This is a genomic window from Pseudooceanicola spongiae, from assembly GCF_014899185.1.
GTDB classification, from domain to species: Bacteria; Pseudomonadota; Alphaproteobacteria; order Rhodobacterales; family Rhodobacteraceae; genus Pseudooceanicola; species Pseudooceanicola spongiae.
This window is the reverse complement of record NZ_CP045201.1, coordinates 1,910,807-1,930,852: the sequence shown is the minus strand read 5'-3', so window position 1 is coordinate 1,930,852 and position 20,046 is coordinate 1,910,807. Positions and strand designations below refer to the sequence as shown.

At 65.4% G+C, this 20,046-nt stretch carries 19 protein-coding genes and 1 pseudogene; 8 read left to right on the top strand and 12 right to left on the bottom strand.

All coding sequences use genetic code 11. The features are described from left to right. Positions 1-144: 144 nt before the first annotated feature. The 3 genes from F3W81_RS20835 to F3W81_RS09105 all read right to left on the bottom strand — a co-directional run bounded on the left by F3W81_RS20835 (position 145) and on the right by F3W81_RS09105 (position 1,320). Positions 145-294 (bottom strand): hypothetical protein, encoded by a 150-nt coding sequence (locus F3W81_RS20835; protein ID WP_407692469.1) that lies wholly within the window; start codon positions 292-294, stop codon positions 145-147. Between the two features lie 126 nt (positions 295-420). Beyond that, positions 421-831, bottom strand: a complete 411-nt coding sequence (locus tag F3W81_RS20830) for an amidohydrolase family protein (RefSeq protein WP_226941926.1) — start codon at positions 829-831, stop codon at positions 421-423. Positions 832-912: 81 nt separating this feature from the next. Continuing rightward, positions 913-1,320 carry a TAXI family TRAP transporter solute-binding subunit gene (locus tag F3W81_RS09105; protein ID WP_193083273.1) on the bottom strand — a complete coding sequence of 136 codons (408 nt, stop codon included), beginning with the start codon at positions 1,318-1,320 and terminating at the stop codon, positions 913-915. A 47-nt stretch (positions 1,321-1,367) separates the two neighbouring features. Here F3W81_RS09105 and F3W81_RS09100 point away from each other — a divergent pair, with 47 nt between their 5' ends. Further along, the gene (locus F3W81_RS09100) at positions 1,368-1,856 is read left to right on the top strand and encodes a LysR family transcriptional regulator (protein WP_407692468.1); all 489 of its coding nucleotides are present in this window, start codon (positions 1,368-1,370) and stop codon (positions 1,854-1,856) included. On the opposite strand, the gene F3W81_RS09095 is transcribed toward F3W81_RS09100, so the two are convergent. From F3W81_RS09095 to F3W81_RS09070, 6 genes and pseudogenes are all read right to left on the bottom strand, one after another. After that, on the bottom strand, positions 1,754-3,820 hold the full coding sequence (locus F3W81_RS09095) for a putative bifunctional diguanylate cyclase/phosphodiesterase (protein ID WP_193083272.1): 2,067 nt from the start codon (positions 3,818-3,820) through the stop codon (positions 1,754-1,756). The two genes, F3W81_RS09100 and F3W81_RS09095, sit on opposite strands and share 103 nt — an antisense overlap. Positions 3,821-4,153: 333 nt before the next feature. After that, on the bottom strand, positions 4,154-5,107 hold the full coding sequence (locus F3W81_RS09090) for an ABC transporter substrate-binding protein (protein ID WP_193083271.1): 954 nt from the start codon (positions 5,105-5,107) through the stop codon (positions 4,154-4,156). A 23-nt stretch (positions 5,108-5,130) separates the two neighbouring features. Continuing rightward, on the bottom strand, positions 5,131-6,132 hold the full coding sequence (locus tag F3W81_RS09085; RefSeq protein WP_193083270.1) for an ABC transporter permease: 1,002 nt from the start codon (positions 6,130-6,132) through the stop codon (positions 5,131-5,133). Further along, positions 6,129-7,642: pseudogene (locus tag F3W81_RS09080) on the bottom strand (sugar ABC transporter ATP-binding protein). The gene F3W81_RS09085 and the pseudogene F3W81_RS09080 overlap by 4 nt, the downstream one beginning before the upstream one ends. Next, entirely contained in the window at positions 7,627-8,784 is a 1,158-nt protein-coding gene (locus F3W81_RS09075) for a Gfo/Idh/MocA family protein (protein WP_193083269.1), read from the bottom strand. The pseudogene F3W81_RS09080 and the gene F3W81_RS09075 overlap by 16 nt, the downstream one beginning before the upstream one ends. Next, positions 8,781-9,839 carry a sugar phosphate isomerase/epimerase family protein gene (locus tag F3W81_RS09070; RefSeq protein ID WP_193083268.1) on the bottom strand — a complete coding sequence of 353 codons (1,059 nt, stop codon included), beginning with the start codon at positions 9,837-9,839 and terminating at the stop codon, positions 8,781-8,783. The genes F3W81_RS09075 and F3W81_RS09070 overlap by 4 nt, the downstream gene beginning before the upstream one ends. A 165-nt stretch (positions 9,840-10,004) precedes the next feature. On the opposite strand from F3W81_RS09070, the gene F3W81_RS09065 reads away from it, so the two are divergent. Next, positions 10,005-11,015, top strand: a complete 1,011-nt coding sequence (locus F3W81_RS09065) for a LacI family DNA-binding transcriptional regulator (RefSeq protein WP_193083267.1) — start codon at positions 10,005-10,007, stop codon at positions 11,013-11,015. A gap of 78 nt (positions 11,016-11,093) precedes the next feature. Here F3W81_RS09065 and F3W81_RS09060 read toward each other — a convergent pair whose 3' ends face one another. The 3 genes from F3W81_RS09060 to F3W81_RS09050 form a co-directional block, all read right to left on the bottom strand. Then, positions 11,094-11,390, bottom strand: a complete 297-nt coding sequence (locus F3W81_RS09060) for a hypothetical protein (protein WP_193083266.1) — start codon at positions 11,388-11,390, stop codon at positions 11,094-11,096. Between the two features lie 108 nt (positions 11,391-11,498). After that, positions 11,499-12,293: a maleate cis-trans isomerase family protein gene (locus tag F3W81_RS09055; RefSeq protein WP_193083265.1), complete on the bottom strand. Its 795-nt coding sequence runs from the start codon at positions 12,291-12,293 to the stop codon at positions 11,499-11,501. Next, positions 12,290-13,459 (bottom strand): M24 family metallopeptidase, encoded by a 1,170-nt coding sequence (locus F3W81_RS09050; protein WP_193083264.1) that lies wholly within the window; start codon positions 13,457-13,459, stop codon positions 12,290-12,292. Before F3W81_RS09050 ends, F3W81_RS09055 begins: the two co-directional genes overlap by 4 nt. Before the next feature lie 182 nt (positions 13,460-13,641). Here F3W81_RS09050 and F3W81_RS09045 point away from each other — a divergent pair, with 182 nt between their 5' ends. From F3W81_RS09045 to F3W81_RS09020, 6 genes are all read left to right on the top strand, one after another. Next, positions 13,642-14,883 carry a cytosine deaminase gene (locus F3W81_RS09045; protein WP_193083263.1) on the top strand — a complete coding sequence of 414 codons (1,242 nt, stop codon included), beginning with the start codon at positions 13,642-13,644 and terminating at the stop codon, positions 14,881-14,883. 287 nt (positions 14,884-15,170) lie between these two features. Beyond that, the gene (locus F3W81_RS09040) at positions 15,171-16,661 is read left to right on the top strand and encodes an alkaline phosphatase (protein WP_193083262.1); all 1,491 of its coding nucleotides are present in this window, start codon (positions 15,171-15,173) and stop codon (positions 16,659-16,661) included. A 76-nt stretch (positions 16,662-16,737) separates the two neighbouring features. Then, the gene (locus F3W81_RS09035) at positions 16,738-17,160 is read left to right on the top strand and encodes a hypothetical protein (RefSeq protein WP_193083261.1); all 423 of its coding nucleotides are present in this window, start codon (positions 16,738-16,740) and stop codon (positions 17,158-17,160) included. Continuing rightward, positions 17,153-17,851, top strand: a complete 699-nt coding sequence (locus F3W81_RS09030; protein ID WP_193083260.1) for an ABC transporter ATP-binding protein — start codon at positions 17,153-17,155, stop codon at positions 17,849-17,851. The genes F3W81_RS09035 and F3W81_RS09030 overlap by 8 nt, the downstream gene beginning before the upstream one ends. Then, entirely contained in the window at positions 17,838-19,175 is a 1,338-nt protein-coding gene (locus tag F3W81_RS09025; RefSeq protein WP_226941925.1) for an ABC transporter permease family protein, read from the top strand. The genes F3W81_RS09030 and F3W81_RS09025 overlap by 14 nt, the downstream gene beginning before the upstream one ends. A gap of 252 nt (positions 19,176-19,427) precedes the next feature. Next, positions 19,428-19,982: a MarR family winged helix-turn-helix transcriptional regulator gene (locus F3W81_RS09020; protein WP_193083258.1), complete on the top strand. Its 555-nt coding sequence runs from the start codon at positions 19,428-19,430 to the stop codon at positions 19,980-19,982. The last annotated feature ends 64 nt before the right edge of the window (positions 19,983-20,046 follow it).

The following is a 20,046-nucleotide window of genomic DNA, read 5'->3' as shown; positions in this document are numbered from 1 at the left end:
CTTCTTACGGGGACGTAAAACTCTGCCCGGTGCTGGCCCGAGGCCCCGTGGAAGTCAAGCTTGCGACTGATTTTTGTGCGCCCGCCCGCTCAAGACTGGCGCGGTGCGACAGGGGCCGGCACGCGTAGGCCCCTGTCGTTTTGGTCAGATCTTGAACAACCGCCGGGCATTGCCCTCGAAGACCTGCTTCAGGCCTTTCTCACCGATCCCCATGGCGTCCAGCGCGCCGACCTCTTCGGGCACGAACTGCCAGGGGTAATCCATCGCATAAAGCATCCGCTCCGGGCTGATCACCTTGCGGACGTATGCGATGGGCGGGGCCCAGCCGACGCCGCTGGAGGTGTAGTAGAAGTTGTCGATCAGGTAATCCCAGGTCCGCCGCTGCAGTGGTCTGACATCCGGATAGCGCCCGTCATCCAGTTAGGTGCCAAGGGTGTGCGAATTCAGGATGCCACCGCGCAGACCCAGCTTGGTGACGCCGCGCTCCAGCTCCTGCTCGGCGCCGCCGATGTCGAGCGGGGTGAAAGCGGCAAGGCCGACGGTGCGATCGGGGTTGGCGGCAATGCCCTCGGCCAGCTGGTCATTGGCGCTGCGGGCCAGCGCACTGGCCTGTTGCGCCTCAAAAATCTGCACCCCGGGCGAGGACAGCGCCACCGCAATACCGGGCGCTGACGCAGGGGGCAGAAAGACGGTGCTGGCGCCGATGAACAGGGCGATCCGCGCCACGATCCGCATCACGCCACCGCCATAGACCAGCACTTCGGCCAGCAGATAGCCCGAGACGAGGATGGTCAGGCAGGACACCGCGATCTCGGGCCATGTCCCGTCCATCAGCTGCGCCGGGTTCATCGCAAAGACGAAGGCCAGAAGATATGCGGTCAGCGCCAGCTTGATGCTGATCAGCCCGGTCGCTCAAATGTCCGACTGCGCAATGCTCGCTGCGGTGTAGGAGGTGATGGCCGCATCCGTCGCCGCCGCTCCGGTGATCGACAGATAGCGGATGCCGCCGGGGATGGTGGCATTGGCCTGCTGGGGCAGCGGAATGCCGACGGTAATGCCATTGGCGTCCAGCGTGCCTTCGGTCAGCCCGTCCATACCCTGCGACAGCCCCGACACCGTGACCCCCTGCACCGCGTCTGTCGCCAGCCCTCCGGCGGTCAGCATCGCCTCGTTGCCCCGGCCCGTCGCCGCCTGCGACGACAGCGCCGTCACCACCCGTTTGCCTGCAAGGTCACTGACCTCGGTCATGCCGCTGTCGGCGCGCACCGCAAAGGCATGACGCAGCGGCCAGAGACGGGCCAGCACACGCATATTGGTCATCGGCGGGGTGTCGTATTCGCCTCAACGTCAGCCAGTCCGCCGTCAGCGTGCTGCTGGGGCAGGCCGAAGCGGCGATGGACACGCGCCTGTTTGATCGCACGACCCGTGCCCTCTCGCCGACGCAGGCGGTCGAGCAGATGATCGGCATTGTCGAGCAGATCCTGGCCGACGTCGACGCACTGGATACGGCCGTCAGCGAGCTGAAAGTGCTGGAGCGTGGCACGGTGCGCATCGGTGCCACCCCTGCCACCGGCATCGCGCTGCTGCCCAACGTGGTGCGCCGCTACAAGGGCGCATATCCCAATATCACCATCGTGATGAACGACTGCGTCTTGGATCAGTTCTTTTCGATCATCACGCGGCGCGGCCGCAGCATGTCGCCCCCGGCCGCAGATTTGTCGAGATGCTGCTGGCCGAGCTCGCCTGAGCGGCCTCAGACCGTCGCCATCGGCCCATGCGCCGGAGCCTGCGGGTTCAGGGTGATCGCTCCATCCGCCACCAGCTGCTTGAGCGGAGCAGGGCGGCCGAGCAGATAGCCTTGCCCCTCGTTGCAGCCCTCCATGTCCAGCATATGCAGCTGCTCAGCGGATTCGATGCCCTCGGCCAGCACCGACAGCCCCAGACTGCGCCCAAGGGCGACCACGGCGCGGATGATGGCGATGGTCTGCGGGTTGACGTGGGCTTCCTGGATGAAGGACTTGTCGATCTTGATCTTGTCGAAGGGAAAGCTCAGCAAGGTATCGAGCGAGGAATAACCGGTGCCGAAGTCATCCAGCGCCACCTTGACCCCGGTCGCCTTGATCTCCTGCAGCAGATGGCGGGCGCGTTCGGCATCCGAAAACACCGCCGTCTCGGTCAGCTCCAGCTCCAGCCGGCGCGGGTTGAGCCCGGTTTCCGCCAGCACGTCGCGCACCAGTTTCGGCAGATCGGAGTGGATGAACTGCACCGCCGACAGGTTCACAGCCACGGTCAGCGGCTGGCTCCAGGTCGCGGCATCCTCGCAGGCGGTGCGCAGCACCCATTCGCCAATGTCCAGGATCAGGCCGGTTTCCTCGGCCAGCGGTATGAACTGATCCGGCGGGATGAAGCCGTGGCGCGGATGATCCCAGCGCAGCAGCGCCTCATAGCCCAGCCGCTCGCCCGTCGAAACCAGCGTCTGCACCTGATAGGCGACCGACAGCTGGCCATGGGCGATGGCGTCGCGCAGATCCGCAGACATCGCGCGCCGGGCCTTGACCCGCGCATCCATGTCCTTTTCGTAAAAGCAGATCGAGCGGGTGATATCGGTCTTGGCCCGGTACATCGCCAGATTGGCATTGGAGATCAGGTCTTCACGATCCGCCGCATCATCGGGATAGACCGAGACGCCCAGACTGGCCTTGGGCAGGATGTCATTGCCCTCCAGCCGGATCGGCTTGGTCAGGGCGCTTTCCAGACGCTCCAGAAACGCGGTGAGATCGTTTTGCTCGCCGATGCGGAAAAGCGCTGCGAATTCATCGCCACCGATGCGGGCCACGAACTCTCCGCCGTCGGGTTTCAGCAGCTCGTTGATGCGCTGGCCCAGCACGCGCAGCACGCCATCGCCGACCTTGTGCCCACGCAGATCGTTGATCTCCTTGAAGCGGTCCAGGTCGATGCCGATCAGCGCCATCCGGGTCTGCCTTGTTTCGGCACGCGACAGCTCAAGCTCCAGCCGCGCGTCGAATCCGGCGCGGTTCGGCAGTCCCGTCAAGGCGTCTGTGGTGGCGATGCGCTGCATCATTTCAAGGTTGTTGGTGCTCATCCTGTCGTCGATCAGATGGCTGGCCAGACCCGCGGCAAGGATCAGCGCCGCAATGCACGACACCGCCAGTGCCAGCGCCTGCAGCGCATCGGGATCGGAGAACGACCCGTCGATATCGGCCGGCGCGACGCCAAAGGCCGCCATGCCGGTGAAATGCATGCCGATGATGGCACTGGCCAGCGCGGCCGCCATCCAGTCGCCCGAATGCGCCCGCTTGCGGGTGCCGATATGCAGCGCAAGCGCCGACAGCACGACGCCGATCACCAGAGAGGCGATCAGAAAGCCCTGATTCCAGAAAATCGTGCCCTGCACCCGGTAGCCCGACATCCCGATATAATGCATCGCCCCGATCGACAGGCCGACGACCGCGCCACCCACGACGGGGGCAAAGCGCGACAGGCGGCTCTCGGCGATGGCGAAACCGATGGTGCTGCCCAGCACTGCCGTCAGCAGCGACAGGATCGTCAGCGTCGGATCAAAGCCCACCGGCACCCCGGCCTCAAAACCCAGCATGGCAACGAAATGGGTACACCAGATGGCGGCCCCTGCGGCCAGTGCGGTCAGAAACTGCCAGCCGATCCGCAGCGCGCCAGAGGTCCGCCCCGCGCGCTGAAACAGCTGCGCCGTGACCCAGGACCCCGACAGGCAGATCAGAGCCGCCGTCAGCACCAGCCAGACGTTATGCGCATGAGCGACAAAGGACAGGAGGGAAAACATGTAAACTCCGTATCACGCCAACAGCGGGGACCAGTGGCGAAGGAACAACAGCTCGCCTGTACACACCGCCACATGATCTTTGCAGACTGTGCACGAATAGCAATCGGTGAGGTAAAATTATCATCGCCCTGTACGGCGTTTTTACTCTCGGTTGCATGGGTAACGCTACGTCAGCGGAATCACTTGCCCCGTGACGTCTCTGGCGTGGCGCAGCGGCCAGAAAAGGGGCAGATCGCGCAAAACCCCGCCCGTGCCTGCCGCAAAATGCGTCCGGCCCGCGGACAGTGCCGCGGGCCGGGGGTCTTCATAGCGGTGCAGTCACCTGCGACGGCCTCAGAACGGGCTGTCGGGGAAGTAGAACTGCGCGGCGTTTTCCGGGGTCACCATCTGGCTGCCGATGATGAAGCGGCCCGACACCGGGGTTTGCGACACGAGGCCGAGGGCCGTCATCTCGATGGCGCTGGCGATCTGTGCCGGCGGGTAGGTGACATCGACGGGAAGCTGCGGATCACCGTCCATGATGCGCTTGATGATCTCCTTCATGCCGGCACCGCCGACCACCCACATCTCGTCCTCACGACCGGCCTGCGCAATCGCTTCCAGCACGCCGATGGACATGTCGTCATCGGCGGACCAGACGGCGTCGATATCGTCATACTTGGACAGGAAATCCTGCATCACGTTGAAGGCGTCGTCGCGGTTCCAGTTGCCGTGCTGCATGTCCAGCACGTTGATGCCCGAGCCCTCAATGGCGGCGTTGAAGGCATCCACGCGCTCGTTGTCCAGCGTTGTCGGAATGCCGCGCAGCACGACGATATTGTCGCCCTCGTTCAGGTGGCTGGCAAAGTATTCGCCCGCAACCTTGCCAAAGCCGGTGTTGTCGCCCGAGACATAGAGATCCTCGATCCCCGGCACCGACAGGCCACGGTCGACGACCGTCACCCAAATCCCGGCTTCCTTGACGGCCTGCACCGGGGCAGTCAGCGGCTCGGATTCAAACGGCAGCACGACCAGCGCGTCGATGTCGCGCGTCGCCACCATATCCTCGATGTCGTTGACCATCTTGCCCGCGTCGCCCGCCGTCGCCAGAACGAAGTCGAGCTGCGGATAGGTCGCCTCCAGCCGCTCGATCGCGGCCTGCGCGTGATAGTTCAGCCCGCCCATGAAGCCGTGGGTGGCCGAGGGGATCGCGACCCCGATGGTATAGCTTTCGTCCTGCGCCAGCGCCGGAGTGGCCGCCAGCGCCACCACAACAGCCGCACCCTTGAAGATATCTCTGCGTTTCATTTGGTCTTCCTCCCTATTGCCACCTAGTCGGTGGACTTTCCCTCTCGCTGCAAGACGACAGCAAGAACCACAATCACGCCCTGGATCGCGCCGTTCAGATACGGCGAGACGATCGAGGCGAGGTTGAGAATATTGTCGATGAGGCTCAGGATCAGCACACCCACGACGGTGCCCCAGACCCGGCCATAGCCGCCTTTCAGGACGGTGCCGCCGATGATCACGGCCGCAATCGCCTCCAGCTCCCACAGCACGCCGGTCGACCCCGACGCCGAACCGAGGCGCGGCACATACATGATCGTCGCAAGCCCGACGAGGACGCCGAGCACCACGTAAGTCGCCATGCGCAGCCGGTCGACCTTGATGGCGGAATAGCGCGCGACCTGCTCATTGGCGCCAAGTGCCGCGCAATGGCGCCCGAACGGGGTGTGCCGCATCACCAGCTCGCCGAGGATAGCGACCACGGCAAAGACGATGATCGGCCATGTGACCCCCAGAATGCCGTCGTAATACACGGGGCGATAAAAGCTGCGCGCATCGAAGTTCAGCGACAGCGTGCCGCCATCCGCCAGCCAGGTGACAAGGCTGCGATAGACACCCATGGCCCCCAGCGTGACGATAAACGCCTCGATCCGGACCTTGGCGATCAGCACCCCGTTCAGCAGCCCCGCGGCGAGGCCGGCAATCAGCGCCACCCCCATGCCCGCCAGCACCAGCGCCACGCCGATGCCCAGCACCGGCACCAGCGCATTCATCGACATGATCATCACCCCGGCGACAAAGGCCGCCATCGAGCCGACCGACAGGTCAATCCCCCCGGCAGTGATGACAAAGGTCATGCCCACGGCGATGATCCCGATGAAGGACGACCGCGCCAGAACGTTGGTCACGTTGCCATAGCTGAGGAAGTTGGAGTTCAGCGACGCCCCGAGCGCGATCAGCGCGATCAGCGCCAGCACCGGCCCCAGCACATGCAGGTTCAACCGGCGGCGCGGGGCAGGGGCCTTGGTCTGTATAGTGTCGCTCATGCGGATATTTCCTTCCTGTCGTCGGCGACGCCCATGGCGCGCCGCAGGATTGCATCTTCGGTGATCTCGGCGCCGGAGAGTTCCCCGGCGATATGGCCGCGCCCCATGACGATGACCCGTGACGCCAGCCCGATGACCTCGGGCAGTTCGGACGACACGACGATCACGCTCTTGCCAGCGGCGGCGAGGGCGGCGATGAACTCGTAAATCTGTTGTTTGGTGCCGATGTCGATGCCGCGCGTCGGCTCGTCGATGATGACGATCTCGGGCTCCGCCAGCATGGTCTTGGCCAGCAGTAGCTTTTGCTGGTTGCCCCCGACAGGCTGCCCGCCAGCATCGCACGGTCATTGACGCGAATGTCGAACTCCTTGATCGCCGTGCTCAGCGCGCGGTCCTCTCCCGCCTTGTCGATCCGCAGCCGCCCGAACCTGTCGAGCGCCAGCAGCGTCAGGTTCTGCGTCAGGTCCTTGCCCAGCAGCAGACCCTTTTCCTTGCGATCCTCGGTCAGGTACACCAACCCGGCCTCACGCGCCGCCAGAACCGAGCCGGGCTTGAGCGGCTTGCCCATCACCCGCACCTGACCAGTTGCGGCACGCAGGCCGACGATGCCCTCCATCAGCTCGGTGCGTCCCGCGCCGACCAGCCCGGCAAAGCCCAGAACCTCGCCGCGCCGCAGGGTGAAGGACGCATCGCGCACCCGTCCCGGCACGCTCAGCCCCTCGACCTCCAGCACGACCTCGTCCTGAGGGATCGCCTTGGCGGGGAACAGATCGCTCAGCTCGCGCCCCACCATCGCCTCGGCCATCTGGTCCTCGCTAAAGCCCTCGGCCTCCCGGCTCAGCACCTGCGTGCCATCGCGCAGCACCGTCACCCGGTCGGCAATGCGGCGGATCTCGTCCAGTTTGTGCGAGGTATAAAGGATCGCCGTGCCGCTCTCGCGCAGCCGGTCGATCTGGGTCAGCAGGGTGTCCGTCTCGCGGTTGGTCAGCACCGCCGTCGGCTCGTCCATGATCAGCACGCGGGCCTGACGACCAAGCGCACGGGCGATCTCCACCATCTGCCGGTTCGGCACCGACAGATCGCGGATGCGGGTGCGCGGATCGACATGGCAATCCAGCCGCGCCAGCAGATCGCGCGCCGCATCCTGCATCGCCGCCTTGTCGAGGAAGGGGCCACGCCGCAGCTCCCGCCCCAGAAAGATATTCTCCTCGACGCTCAGCTGCAGCGCCAGATTGAACTCCTGATGGATCATCAGGATGCCTGCCGCCTCGGCCTGCCGCTGATCGGCAAAGCGCACCGGCGTGCCGTCCAGCAACAACTCGCCCTCCGACGGCGCGAGGTAGCCGCCGAGGATTTTCATCATCGTCGATTTGCCCGCGCCATTCTCGCCGATCAGAGCATGAACTTCGCCCGCATTCAGGGCAAAATCGACGCCATGCAGCACCTGAATCGGGCCGAACCGGCGAATGATGCCACGGCCTTCCAGAACTGGGCTCACAAGCTCACCCATTTTCCATCCCGCGAGGACGAGCGCACGCAGGCCTCGACAAAGGCGACCCCCTCGACCCCGTCGGCGATGGAGGGGAAGATCACGTCGCCCGGCACCTCGGCCCCGGTGCGATGCGCCCGGATCGCCGTCGCCGCCTCACGGTAGAGGTTGGCGAAGGCCTCGAAGTACCCCTCCGGATGGCCCGGTGGCACCCGCGTCATCCGCGACGCCGCCGCACCGTTCTGCGCCAGCCCCCGGCTTAGGATCGTGCGCGCCCCGCCCAGCGGCGTGATCGCAAGATGGTTGGGATGCTCCTGTTCCCACTCCAGCCCGGCCTTGGTGCCGTAGACACGGATACGCAGGGAATTCTCCTGCCCCGCCGCGACCTGACTGCACCAGAGCGTGCCACGCGCGCCGCCCTCGAACCGCATCATCACATGGGCGTTGTCGTCCAGGGCACGCCCCGGCACAAAGCTCTGCAGATCGGCCGAGATTTTCTCCGGCACCAGCCCGGTCATGAAGCGCGCCAGATGCCAGGCATGGGTGCCGATATCCGCCGTCGCGCCGCCGACGCCGCTGCGCGCCGGATCAGTGCGCCAAGCGGCCTGCTTGTTGTCGGGGGCAGGGGCCTCGGCCAGCCAGTCCTGCGCATACTCCACCTGCACCAGACGGATCTCGCCCAGCTCTCCGGCCTTGATGCGGGCCTGCGCCTCGCGCACCATCGGATAGCCGGAATAGGTATGCGTCAACACGAACAGCGCGTCGGATTTCTCGGCCGCTGCCTGCAGTTTCTTGGCATCCGCCAGCGTGCTGGTCATCGGCTTGTCGCAGATCACATGGATGCCGCGTTTCAGGAATTCACGCGCCGCGGGCAGGTGCATGTGGTTCGGCGTGACAATCGCGACGGCTTCGATCCCGTCCTTCAGCCGCGCCTCGCGGATCGCCATGGCGGTGAAATCGTCATAGATCCGATCCTCCGCCAAGCCCAGTTCCCGCCCCGAGGCCTGCGCCCGTTCGGGGGTCGACGACAGCGCCCCCGCCACCAGCGTATAGTCGCCATCCAACCGCGCGGCGATGCGGTGCACCGACCCGATCATCGCGCCCTGACCACCGCCAACCATACCAAGGCGTATGGGGCCGCTGCGCCCGTCAAACCGGCTCATTGCCCCAACCCCAGCATCTTGCGAATGGCGGCCTCATCGGTGCCCCCATCGGCGAAATCGTCAAAGGCATGCGGCGTCACGCGGATGATGTGATCGCGCACGAAGGCCGCCCCTTCGCGTGCCCCATCCTCGGGGTGCTTGAGCGCGCATTCCCACTCGACCACGGCCCAACCGCCGAAATCCATCGCCGTCAGCTTGGAGAAGACGGCCCCGAAATCCACCTGACCATCGCCAAGGCTGCGGAACCGACCGGCGCGATTGACCCAGGACTGGAAGCCGCCATAGACCCCCTGACGCCCTGTCGGATTGAACTCGGCATCCTTGACGTGGAACATCCCGATCCGCTCGGCATAGATGTCGAGGTTGTCGAGGTAATCGAGGCACTGCAGCACATAATGGCTCGGGTCATAGAGCATCTTGGCGCGGGCGTGCTGGTCGACGCGATCGAGGAACATCTCGAAGCTGATGCCGTCGTGCAGATCCTCGCCGGGGTGGATCTCATAGCAGAGGTCGATGCCGTTCTCGTCGGCCAGATCCAGCAGCGGACGCCAGCGTTTCGCCAACTCGTCAAACGCCGCTTCCACCAGACCGGCGGGGCGCTGCGGCCAAGGATAGATATAGGGCCAGGCGAGGGCGCCCGAAAACGTCCCCACCGCCGTCAGGCCGAGGTTGGCGGAGGCGCGGATGGTCTTTTCCACCTGATCCACCGCCCAGGCCTGCCGCGCCGCCGGGTTGCCGCGCACCTCAGGCGCCGCGAAACCGTCGAACGCCGCGTCATAGGCCGGGTGCACCGCGACCAGCTGACCCTGCAAATGGCAGGCGAGCTCGGTCACCTCGATGCCCAAATCCGCCGCCTGACCTTTCCAGTCGTCGCAATAGCCCTTGCTGGAGGCCGCGCGCTCCAGATCGAACAGCCGTCCTTCCCAGCTCGGGACCTGCACACCGGCATAGCCGCAATCGGCGGCCCAGCGGCAAATGCCCTCCCAGGTGTCAAACGGAGCGGCGTCCCCGGCGAATTGCGCCAGGAACAGGGCTGGGCCCTTCAAAGTCTGCATGATTTCCCCCCCATGCGTCGTCAAGTCTACGCAACGGCGGATGGATCTGCGCTTGCCTTGCCCATAAATCCGCCGTGTAATCGATTACGTCGCAGTCTACACAAGGTGCAATCGTTTACAACAGTTAGCTCACGGGGCAATGTGCGGCCAAAAAGGGACTCCTGAATGGATCGAAAAATAGCGACAATCCAAGATGTTGCGCGCATCGCAGGGGTCTCAACCGCAACCGTAAGCCGCACCTTGTCGAAACCCTCAGTGGTTGCGCCCGCGACGCGGGACGCGGTTTTGCAGGCCGTGGCCGACACCGGATACCGGATCAACACGCAGGCCGCGAATCTGCGCCGTCAGCGCACCGGCAGCGTGATTGCGCTGGTGCCGAACCTTGCCAACCCGTTCTTCTCGCAGATCTTCGCGGGCATGTCGGCGGTGCTGACCGAGGCGGGGCTGGGCCTGCTGGTGGCCGACACGCAAACCGGCAGCGACCCCGAAGAGCGCCTCAGCTATCACCTCACCTCGGGCAATGCCGACGGGCTGATCCTGTTTGACGGCACCTTTTCACGCGACCGCCTGAACGTGCCGGGCCGCCCGCCTGTGCTGCTGGTCTCGGAGTGGATGGAGGACGATCTGCCCAGCGTCACCGTCGACAACCGCCACGGCGCGGCCCTCGCCGTGGGGCATCTGGCGCAGGCCGGACACCGCGCCATCGGCTTTCTCTCCGGGCCGCCCGAAAACGTGCTGACCAGCGAACGGCTGGCGGGCTTTACCACGGCGCTGGCCGACCTCGGCCTTGTCGCGCGGCCCGACTGGATCCTGGAGGGCGACTTTTCCATGGACTCCGGGGCCGCCGCCGCCCGCCGCTGGATGGCGCTGCCAGATCGCCCCACGGCGCTGTTCTGCGCCTCGGACGAGATGGCCATCGGTTTCATGGGGGCCGTGCACCGCGCCGGGCTGTCGGTGCCCGGCGATGTCTCGATCGTCGGCTTCGACAATATCGAGGTGGCGCAGCACCTGACACCGGGCCTGACCACGATCCGCCAGCCGCGCACCATCATCGGCCTGCGCTCAGCGGAACTGCTGATCGACATGATCGCCGCCAACAGCCTCTCCGGCCCCTCCGAGGTGATCGAGGTCGAGCTGATCAAACGCGCCAGTGTCGCCCCGCCGCGCAGCCCCTGACGGCGTGAGTGCGGTCGCTCTTGCACCTAAAGCTCCGAAACGAAAGAGGAGGCCGAAGCCCCCTCTGCTGCACGCAGGTCAGTAGTTCGCCGGTGGATCACTGGCGGGAAAGGATTCGTCGCCTTCCTCGTCGGTCTTGTCCCACTTGCCGGGTGGGTTCCTCATCTCTTTCGGTCCGGCGTCGCGGACCTTCTTGTCGTCCTCTCCAAGGTTGCCGGGCTGCTTGGTGTTGTGCTCGCCCTGCACATTGGCGTTGACGTCCTGGCGGTGGCGTCCTGCGGGGTCGATCTGCTGCGCCGACTGGTTGATCGTCCCGCCATCGCGCCGCTGCACGTCGGTGGGGATAATGGTCTTGTCATCGTCCGTCCGGGTCATTGTCGCATCCTCCATTGCGGAAACCTCAAGACCAACGAACCGCAACAGGCAGATGTTCCGGGGCGTGCCCCGCGTGCGGCCCCCGTCGGCCAGCTTCCGCTGCTGCGATCAGGGGCGCGTTGCCGAGGTCTCGCCCAGACGCCCGGGGATCGAGAAAGTGGCCGGTTCGCCACTGCGCTGCGTATGCCACAGCAGATCCCAGGCCAGCACCTGATTGGACGAAAACACCGGAATACCAAGGCGATCTTCCAGCGCCGGGATCACATCCAGCGTGCGCAGATTGGTGCAGGACAGGAACAGCCCCTGCAGCGGCGCATCCTGCGGGGCCTGCGCCGCAACCGCCAGCGCCCCCTCATACACCGACTGGGCCGAGATCCGCGCCACCCGCGCCTCGCTCGTTTCCTCAAACGAGCCAAAGGCCGGGGTCTCGATCCCGGCGGCGCTCAGCACACTGCGCAACCGGGCCGAGATTCCGGCGGTATAGGGCGACAGGATGCCCATGCGCTGCACGTCCATCCGCCGGCAGGCCGTGATCAGTGCCGACACCGGTTCGGTGACATATTGCGTCAGCGCCCCGTCCAGGATCAGCCGCCCGATGTTCGCCGTGCCCAGCACCGCCGAGGCCGAGGTGCAGCCATAGCCAATCGCGTCGAGGCCAAAGTACACGCCCCGCATCGTCGCCGGTTGCGGCAGCAGCCGCGCCGCATCGCTGAGGTCATGGGCCATCTCGCCAATGCTCTCCTGCGTCAGATCCGCGCCAGAGGGGATGCGGCTGACGAACAGCTCGGCCTCGGGCGGAAAGATGCGGCGGAACTCCAGCTCGATGGTTTCATCCGCCTGCAGCACGATCAGGCCGATCTTGCGCGGCTTCTCGATGGTCAGATCATAGGGCAGGCGGGTCATGCAGGCTCCAATACGCGGATCTCGGCGGGGCTGGCCTGGCTCAGCCAGACCGCCCCCGTCTCGGTGAGAGCGATGTCTTCCTCATGCACCATGATGCGCCCGGAGCCGAGGTCGAGGCAAGGCTCAAGCGTCAGCACCATGCCGGGCACCAGCGGCGCATCTTCCCAAGGCACGACGGAGGGGCCTTCGGTCAGCTGCATCCCCAGGCCATGCCCCAGCCGCCCCGCAGGTCGCTGACCCAGCACGCCCGCCATGGCGCGGTACAGATCGGCGTGCGTGGCACCGGGGCGGGCGGCGGCAAAGCCCACCTGCGTCGCCTCGATCAGCCGGGCATGGGCGCTGGCAACCGCAGCCTCCGGCGGCCCGACACTGAAATTGCGGTCGAAATCACAGAAATAGCCGTCGAAAACCGCCCCCGTGTCCAGCATCAGCACATCACCCCGCGCCAGCGGCAGCCCCGTCGCGGGCGAGATGACATCGCCATAGCCTGCCGCACCTGCCGCCCCCGCAATGTAGGGCACGCAGTCCGCGCCCGCCTCAAGACACAGCATCTGAAAGCGGCGGAACACCTCCTCCAGCGGGACACCGGCGCGGGCCATCTCGGGCACCCGGTCGAACGCGCGCCCGGCAATGGCGCAGGCCTGAGCGATCTTGGCGATCTCGGGCGCGGATTTCACCCGGCGCAGCACCGCCACGATATTGGCGTCATCGCGAAACGCCCGTGCGACCCGCCCGCGCAGCGTCGCCCAGTCCGCCAGCGGCATCCGCAGCTGCGTCTCGGGCCCCGAGGGCACGCCGATGCGGCTGCCCTTTGGGGTCAGCTCTTCCAGGGTCTCGGCCAGCAGATCCAGCCCGGGCGCGCCGGGGGCGGGGGCTGCAAAGGTGCGAATGTCGCTCAGCCAGCTCTGGCGCATCAGATGGGCGCCGATCTCGGGGATCACGGCCACCGGATCACCGTCCACCGGCAACACCAGATACCACGCCCGCGTCGGGCTTTCCCAAAACCGCGTCAGATAGCCGGTGAAATAGCGCACCTCGGCCTCGGTGCTCAGCAGCAGCGCGGCCAGCCCGGCGCGCGCCATCAGCGCCTGCGCCCGCATCAGGCGGCCATGATACTCAGCTTCGGGAAAACCGCGCGGCGGCGGCGGTGGCGTATGTTCGCTCATCCCTCCAGCCACCACCGAAGCGAAGCCACGTCAAGCCATGCCAGCATCTGACGCCCTTTCGCGTCGCATTTTCTGTCGCTGTTTCCGGGATACCCCGGTCTGCGTGCCAAACAACGCTGCACAAAAACGTGGCTTTCCCCGCCGCCCCGCGCAAGGATGAACACATCCAAGGGAGACCACGCATGAGCTTTGATCTGATCATCCGCGGCGGCACGCTGCCCGACGGCCGCGTCACCGACATCGCCATCACCGGCCAGACCATCGCCGACATCGCCCCCCATATCACCGCCGACGCGGGCGAGGTGATCGACGCCACGGGCAAGCTCGTCTCCACCCCCTTCGTCGATCCGCATTTTCACATGGACGCGACCCTCAGCTATGGCATCCCCCGCATCAACGCCTCCGGCACCTTGTTGGAGGGCATCGCCCTCTGGGGCGAGCTGCGCGAGATGCTGACGGTCGATGCCGTGGTTGAGCGCGCGCTGCAATACTGCTCGCTCGCCGTCTCCAAGGGGCTGCTGGCGATCCGCTCTCATGTCGATGTCACCCATGCGGGCCTTGTCGGGGTGCAGGGCCTGCTGGAGGTGCGCGAGCGCGTCAAAGACGTCATCGACCTGCAGCTTGTCGCCTTCCCGCAGGACGGCTGGTATCGCAGTGCGGGGGCCGAGGCGAACCTGATCCGCGCCCTCGACATGGGCGTCGATGTGGTGGGCGGTATCCCGCATTTTGAACGCACCATGCAGGCCGGGGCGGACTCGGTGCGCGCCGCCTGCGAGCTGGCGGCCGATCGCGGCCTGATGGTCGATCTGCACTGTGACGAGACCGACGACCCGATGTCGCGCCATATCGAGACGCTGGCCGCCGAGACCCTGCGCTGCGGTCTGCAGGGGCGCGTCGCCGGCTCTCACCTGACCTCCATGCACTCTATGGACAATTACTACGTCTCGAAGCTGCTGCCGCTGATTGCCGAGGCCGGGGTGGCCGCCATTCCCAACCCACTGGCCAATATCATGCTGCAGGGCCGGATGGAGACCTATCCCAAGCGCCGCGGCATGACCCGCGTCCCCGAGATGCTGGCCCATGGCATCCCCGTCGGCTTCGGTCAGGATTCGATGCGCGACCCGTGGTACCCGCTGGGCACCGGAGACATGCTCGACGTGGCCTTCATGGGGCTGCACGTCGCCCAGCTCTCCAGCCCCGACCAGATGCGCAGCTGTTACGAGATGGTCACGACCAGCAGCGCCGCGATCATGGGCCTCGACTACGGTCTGGAAAAGGGCCGCGTCGCGAGCCTTATCGTCGTCGATGCTGCCGATCCGATCGAGGCGATCCGCACCCGGCCCCCACGCCTCGCCGTGGTGTCCAAAGGCCGCGTCGTGGCGCGCAACACGCCGGTGCAGGGGACCCTCGCCACCGACTGGTAGCGCGGCTTTGCAAACAGACACCCGCAACTTTGCAAACATGCGCTGAGCGGCGTCACAGGGCCACCAGCGCGCCGGAAGCGCCTACCGCCGCGCCGCGATTTCGCACCGTTCAGATACCGTTCAAATACCGACGGGATACCGACATCCCGATTTCGCGGTTTTAGCGCCTCTTGGCAGGCCGCCCTTTCCCCGGATCAGTGGCTGTCACAATAGCTTCACATCTCTGTCACGAATACGTTTTTCGGCCCGGCTATCCGCAACAGGCAAATACAACTCCGGGGATTCCCATGAAACTGCTCACCGCATCCGTTCTGGCGCTTGCCAGCGCCACCGCCGCCTTCGCGCAAGACCTTCCGCAGGCCTCCAGCCAGTGGTTCACCGATGGTCAGGCCGCGCTTCAGGAAAAGCTGAACCGCCAGCCCAACACCGGTCGCGCCAAGAACGTCATCCTGTTCATCGCCGACGGCAACGGCGTCGCCTCGAACTACATGAACCGCCTCTGGGCCGGTCAGCAAGAGGGTGGCATGGGCGACGACTACGTTCAGCCGCAAGAGGCTTTCCCCAACCTCGCGCTGGTAAAAACCTATAATATCAACGCACAAACGCCCGACTCCGCCCCGACTGCCGGCGCGATGAACACCGGCGTGAAGCAGCGCTTCAACCTGATCAACCTCGGCGAAAACGCGATCCACGACGATTGCTCGACCGTCGCCGGCAACGAGTTGACGCTGTTCTCCGAGATGATGAGCGATGCGGGCAAGTCCGTCGGCGCGATCACCACCGCCCGTCTGACACACGCCACGCCCGCCGCCGTCTACGCCAAGACCGCCAACCGCAACTGGGAAGACGAAGTGCCCGCCGATTGCTCGGCCCAGACCGACATCGCCAGCCAGCTGGTCAATGCGCTTGAAACTGGCGTCGTCGACATCGCCCTCGGCGGCGGCGCGCGTTACTTCGTGCCCAAAGGCACCGCGACCCCGAACGGCGGCGAAGGTCATCGCCCCGACGGCGTGAACCTAGTCGAAATGGCCCAGTCGAACGGCATCCAGTACGTCTCCGACAAGGCCGGTCTCGACGCCACGACCAACGACAAACCGATCCTCGGCATGTGGACCGACAGCCATGCCTCCTACGAAGCCGACCGCCCCGAGACCGAGCCTTCGCTGGCCGACATGACACGCAAAGCCATTGATTACCTTGGTCAAAATGAAAACGGTTTCTACCTTGAGATCGAAGCGGGCCGGGTCGATCACGCCAACCATGACACCAACGCCAAGCGCGCCATGATCGACGGCAAGGCCTTCTCGGACGCCGTCGCCCTGGCCGATGAGCTGACTGATGATGCCGATACGCTGATCATCGTCACTGCCGACCACGAGCACGCGATTGCCATGAACGGCTACTGCGGTCGTGGCACCCCGATCGACGGTCTGTGCTATGACGTTGCGCAAACCGGCATCATGCACTCCGACGATCTGGTGCTGGGCGATGACGGCAAACCCTACACCGTCGTTGGCTACCTGAACGGTGTCGGCTCGGTCATGGTCGAACAGGCGGACGGCAAGTTCACTGCCCCCGAAGGGCGCCCGGAAATCACCCAGGAAGAGGCGCAGGACATTGACTACGTTCAGCAATCTCTGATCCCCAAATCCTCGGAAACCCACTCGGGCGTCGATGTCGCGCTCTATGCCAAGGGCCCCTGGGCGCATCTGTTCGACGGCACGATCGAGCAGAACGTCATCTTCCACGTGATGGATTACGCCGTCACTGCCGAATAAGGCACCGCGAAAAACCAAGGGCAGGGGCCTCGGACACCGGGGCCCTTCGCCTGTTCTACTGGGCAGGAGAACGGTCATGCTGACACGTCGAAATCTGGTTCTGGCCGCGCTGGCGGTGCCGCTGGCAAGCCGCGTGATGGCCGAACGGGCCGAGGCGATGAAGCCGCGCGACCTCTATGAAAAGGGCGGCGCCTTTACTGAACGGGCCCGCGCGCTCGATGGTCAGCGGGTGCGGTTCGAGGGTTTCATGGCCCCACCGCTGAAAGCCGACGCCGCTTTTTTCGTGATGACTCAACGCCCTATGGCTGTCTGTCCGTTCTGCGAGAGCGAGGCAGAGTGGCCCGATGACATTCTGGCAGTCTACATCCGGCGTCGATTGGACGTGCACCCCTTCAACGTCAGGATCGAGGCCACGGGCCGTCTTGAACTGGGCCGTTTCGTTGATCCCGAGACAGGTTTTCTCAGCATGGTGCGGGTGGTGGATGCCACCTATGGATAAGCGCGCCCTGAAGCTGCGCGACCTCACCGTGCTGTCCGAGAGCGGTTCCGTTCTGGCCGCCGTGCCCCGGCTGGACGTCGCCCCCGGCGAAGCGATTGGCCTCAGCGGACCGAGCGGCGCGGGCAAATCCTCTCTGCTGTTCGCGTTGGCCGGGCTGGCACCGCAGATGCGTGGGTCGGTCCTGTGGGGCGATACCGATCTGGGGAGCCTTTCAGCCACCGCGCGTGCAGCCTTTCGTGCCCGCCATATCGGTCTGATTTTTCAGGATCATCTGTTGTTTGAAGAGTTGGGCGCTCTGGCCAATGCCACCGTGGTCGCCGGGTTCCGCCCGCGTGCGGTACGCCGCGCCCTGCGCCTTGAGGCGGCGCGCCGTCTCTCTGCGCTCTCGCTGCCCGAGGCTGCCCGCGACGTGTCCCACTTCTCCGGAGGCGAGCGTCAGCGCGTCGCCGTCGCCCGTGCTCTGGCACATCGCCCGTCGATCCTGCTGGCGGATGAGCCGACGGCGAGCCTCGACAGCGCCAATGCCGAGCGGCTGACCGATCTGCTGCTGGCCGAGGCGCGCGATGCCGGGCGCACGCTGATCGTGGTCAGTCATGACCCGAACCTGCTGGCCCGAATGGACCGCGTTCTCACCATGGCGCACGGCGCTTTGGTCAATGATTTCAAGGGGACTTCGCGTGAGCTGGGCTGATCTGACACCGAACACGCAGGACGCGCTGATCTTCGTCGCGCTGCTTTTGCCGATCGGCGTGCTGGGCGCTGTGCTGCTGCGCGGCTATGCACCTTGGTCGCTGGTTGGCGCGATGCTGGGGCGGTTTCGCTGGACGGCCGCGATCTTTGTCGTTGTGGTTGCCGTCTCGGTCGCCATGGGGGTCGGGCTGATCGCGCAGGAACGTGGCCTGCGCATCGGCACGGCCCGCGCGGCGGACGGCTTTGACATCGTGGTGACGGCACCGGGCAGCGAGGTGACGATGATGCTCGCCTCGGTCTATCTGCAGCCGACGGACGCGCCCTTGCTGGACGGCACCACCTACGCTGCGGTCGCGGGGGCCGCGCATGTCGCGCTGGCGGCCCCGCTGGCCTTTGGTGATTCTGTCGGCGCCTCTCCTGTGGTGGGCACGACGGCGGATCTGGTGACGCACCTTGCGAAAGGTCCGCCAGAGGGGCACATGTTTGAGGCCGAGCATGAGGCCGTGGTCGGCGCCTTGGTGCCACTTGCCATTGGTGAAACTTTTGAGCCAGCGCATGGGGTTGGCGATGGCGCGGACCACGACGCCCATGATGTGGACTTCGTTGTGGTCGGTCGCATGCCGCTGACTGGAACGCCCTGGGACAACGCCGTTGTCGTCCCGATCGAGGCGGTCTGGGGCGTGCATGGTCTGGCGGATGGCCATGACGCAGACCACGATCATGCGCATGAGGCCGAACACGAACACGGGCCTGAAAAGCTCGGCCCGCCGTTCGATCCGGCGCATTTTCCCGGCACGCCGGCCATTGTGATCAAGGCCGACAGCCTTGCTGCCAGCTATGCCCTGCGGTCGCAGTTCACCCGCGACCGCGAGACGATGGCATTCTTTCCCGGCGCGGTTCTGTCGCAGCTCTACGGCATCATGGGGGATCTGCGCGCGGCGATGTCGCTGATGGCGCTGGTCTCGCAAGCGCTGGTGGCGGCCAGCGTGCTGGTTGGCCTGTTCATCCTGACCCGGCTGTTCGCGCGCCATCTGGCCCTGCTGCGCGCGCTCGGGGCGCCGGGGCGTTATCTGATGGCGGTGGTCTGGGCGTTCTCGGGCGTCTTGCTGGGGGCCGGGGCGGTGCTGGGCCTTGGCGGAGGCGTACTGGCGACATGGGGGCTGAGCCGGATCCTCTCGGCGCGCACCGGCATTGCCGTGCCCGCGACCTTTGGCTGGGCCGAGCTGAATCTGGTCGCAGGCTTTGTTCTGGTCGCCATGGTGTTGGCGCTACTGCCGGCCGTGGCGGCGCTGCGCCTGCCGGTTCTGGCGCGGCTGCGGGCGTGAGGCAAAGCAGGCAAACCGACGCCGCTTTGCCGAGGGTTGCGACATTGGGTCATCCCGCTTGAAACCGGATGAAGAGTAGGCCAAATAGAGGCTTAAAGCACCCAGATGCCAACGGCCCTCCCTCGGCCGAAGCGAGATTGCCCGCCCTGCGGGCAATGACAGCGGGGCGGGGTCAGGGATTGTCAAGATTGTTTGACATGTCAATGACTTCGCCATAGCCTTGGGCAGTTCCGTTCAAAGGAAAAGACCCAGATGCCGCCCAAGAGCCAACCCTACTGGCAGATGCCTGCCTTCCTCGACGATACTGCGGCTGATTCCACCTACGAGGACATGCCGCACGAGGACTATCTGACCTACCGGATCGGGATGCTTTCGGGCGAATTCAATCGCAACATTTCCAAGTATTTCTCTCGGCATTTCGGGCTGACCCTGGCCGAAGGGCGGGTGCTGGCGCGTCTTGTCAACAGTGGTCCGCAATCCTACGGCGAGATCTGCGAGACGCTGTTGCTGGATGGGGCGCAGATCAGCCGGGCCGCCGCCGCGCTGGCCGAACGGGGCTATATCTGCAAGGGCGATGACCCCAAAGATGCCCGTCGCGCGATTTTCGAGCTGACCGAGGAAGGCCAGAACGTGGGCCGCGATGTGATCCGCGTGGGGCGTGCGCGGCAGAAATTCCTGCTTGAGAAACTCTCCGCCACGGAGCGCCGCACGCTCTATCGCACTTTGTCCAAACTGATGGGCGTCATGGCGGATCTGAACGCTGAGGGCACGCTGCTGGGCGAGGCCGCAACGCAGGAGGCCATCTGAGGCCTTGCGCTGGCGCTTGTCGTAAAACTGTGCCCTCTTCGTCACATTAGAGTTGCAGGAGTGC

Coding starts and splice junctions, on each gene's coding strand:
- F3W81_RS09030 (WP_193083260.1), top strand. CDS start 17,153: ATGGATAAGCGCGCCCTGAAGCTGCGCGACCTCACCGTGCTGTCCGAG.
- F3W81_RS09035 (WP_193083261.1), top strand. CDS start 16,738: ATGCTGACACGTCGAAATCTGGTTCTGGCCGCGCTGGCGGTGCCGCTG.
- F3W81_RS09020 (WP_193083258.1), top strand. CDS start 19,428: ATGCCGCCCAAGAGCCAACCCTACTGGCAGATGCCTGCCTTCCTCGAC.
- F3W81_RS09060 (WP_193083266.1), bottom strand. CDS start 11,390: ATGACCCGGACGGACGATGACAAGACCATTATCCCCACCGACGTGCAG.
- F3W81_RS09040 (WP_193083262.1), top strand. CDS start 15,171: ATGAAACTGCTCACCGCATCCGTTCTGGCGCTTGCCAGCGCCACCGCC.
- F3W81_RS09050 (WP_193083264.1), bottom strand. CDS start 13,459: ATGAGCGAACATACGCCACCGCCGCCGCCGCGCGGTTTTCCCGAAGCT.
- F3W81_RS09095 (WP_193083272.1), bottom strand. CDS start 3,820: ATGTTTTCCCTCCTGTCCTTTGTCGCTCATGCGCATAACGTCTGGCTG.
- F3W81_RS09055 (WP_193083265.1), bottom strand. CDS start 12,293: ATGACCCGCCTGCCCTATGATCTGACCATCGAGAAGCCGCGCAAGATC.
- F3W81_RS09085 (WP_193083270.1), bottom strand. CDS start 6,132: ATGAGCGACACTATACAGACCAAGGCCCCTGCCCCGCGCCGCCGGTTG.
- F3W81_RS20830 (WP_226941926.1), bottom strand. CDS start 831: ATGGACGGGACATGGCCCGAGATCGCGGTGTCCTGCCTGACCATCCTC.
- F3W81_RS09090 (WP_193083271.1), bottom strand. CDS start 5,107: ATGAAACGCAGAGATATCTTCAAGGGTGCGGCTGTTGTGGTGGCGCTG.
- F3W81_RS09075 (WP_193083269.1), bottom strand. CDS start 8,784: ATGAGCCGGTTTGACGGGCGCAGCGGCCCCATACGCCTTGGTATGGTT.
- F3W81_RS09045 (WP_193083263.1), top strand. CDS start 13,642: ATGAGCTTTGATCTGATCATCCGCGGCGGCACGCTGCCCGACGGCCGC.
- F3W81_RS09070 (WP_193083268.1), bottom strand. CDS start 9,839: ATGCAGACTTTGAAGGGCCCAGCCCTGTTCCTGGCGCAATTCGCCGGG.
- F3W81_RS09105 (WP_193083273.1), bottom strand. CDS start 1,320: ATGACCAATATGCGTGTGCTGGCCCGTCTCTGGCCGCTGCGTCATGCC.
- F3W81_RS09065 (WP_193083267.1), top strand. CDS start 10,005: ATGGATCGAAAAATAGCGACAATCCAAGATGTTGCGCGCATCGCAGGG.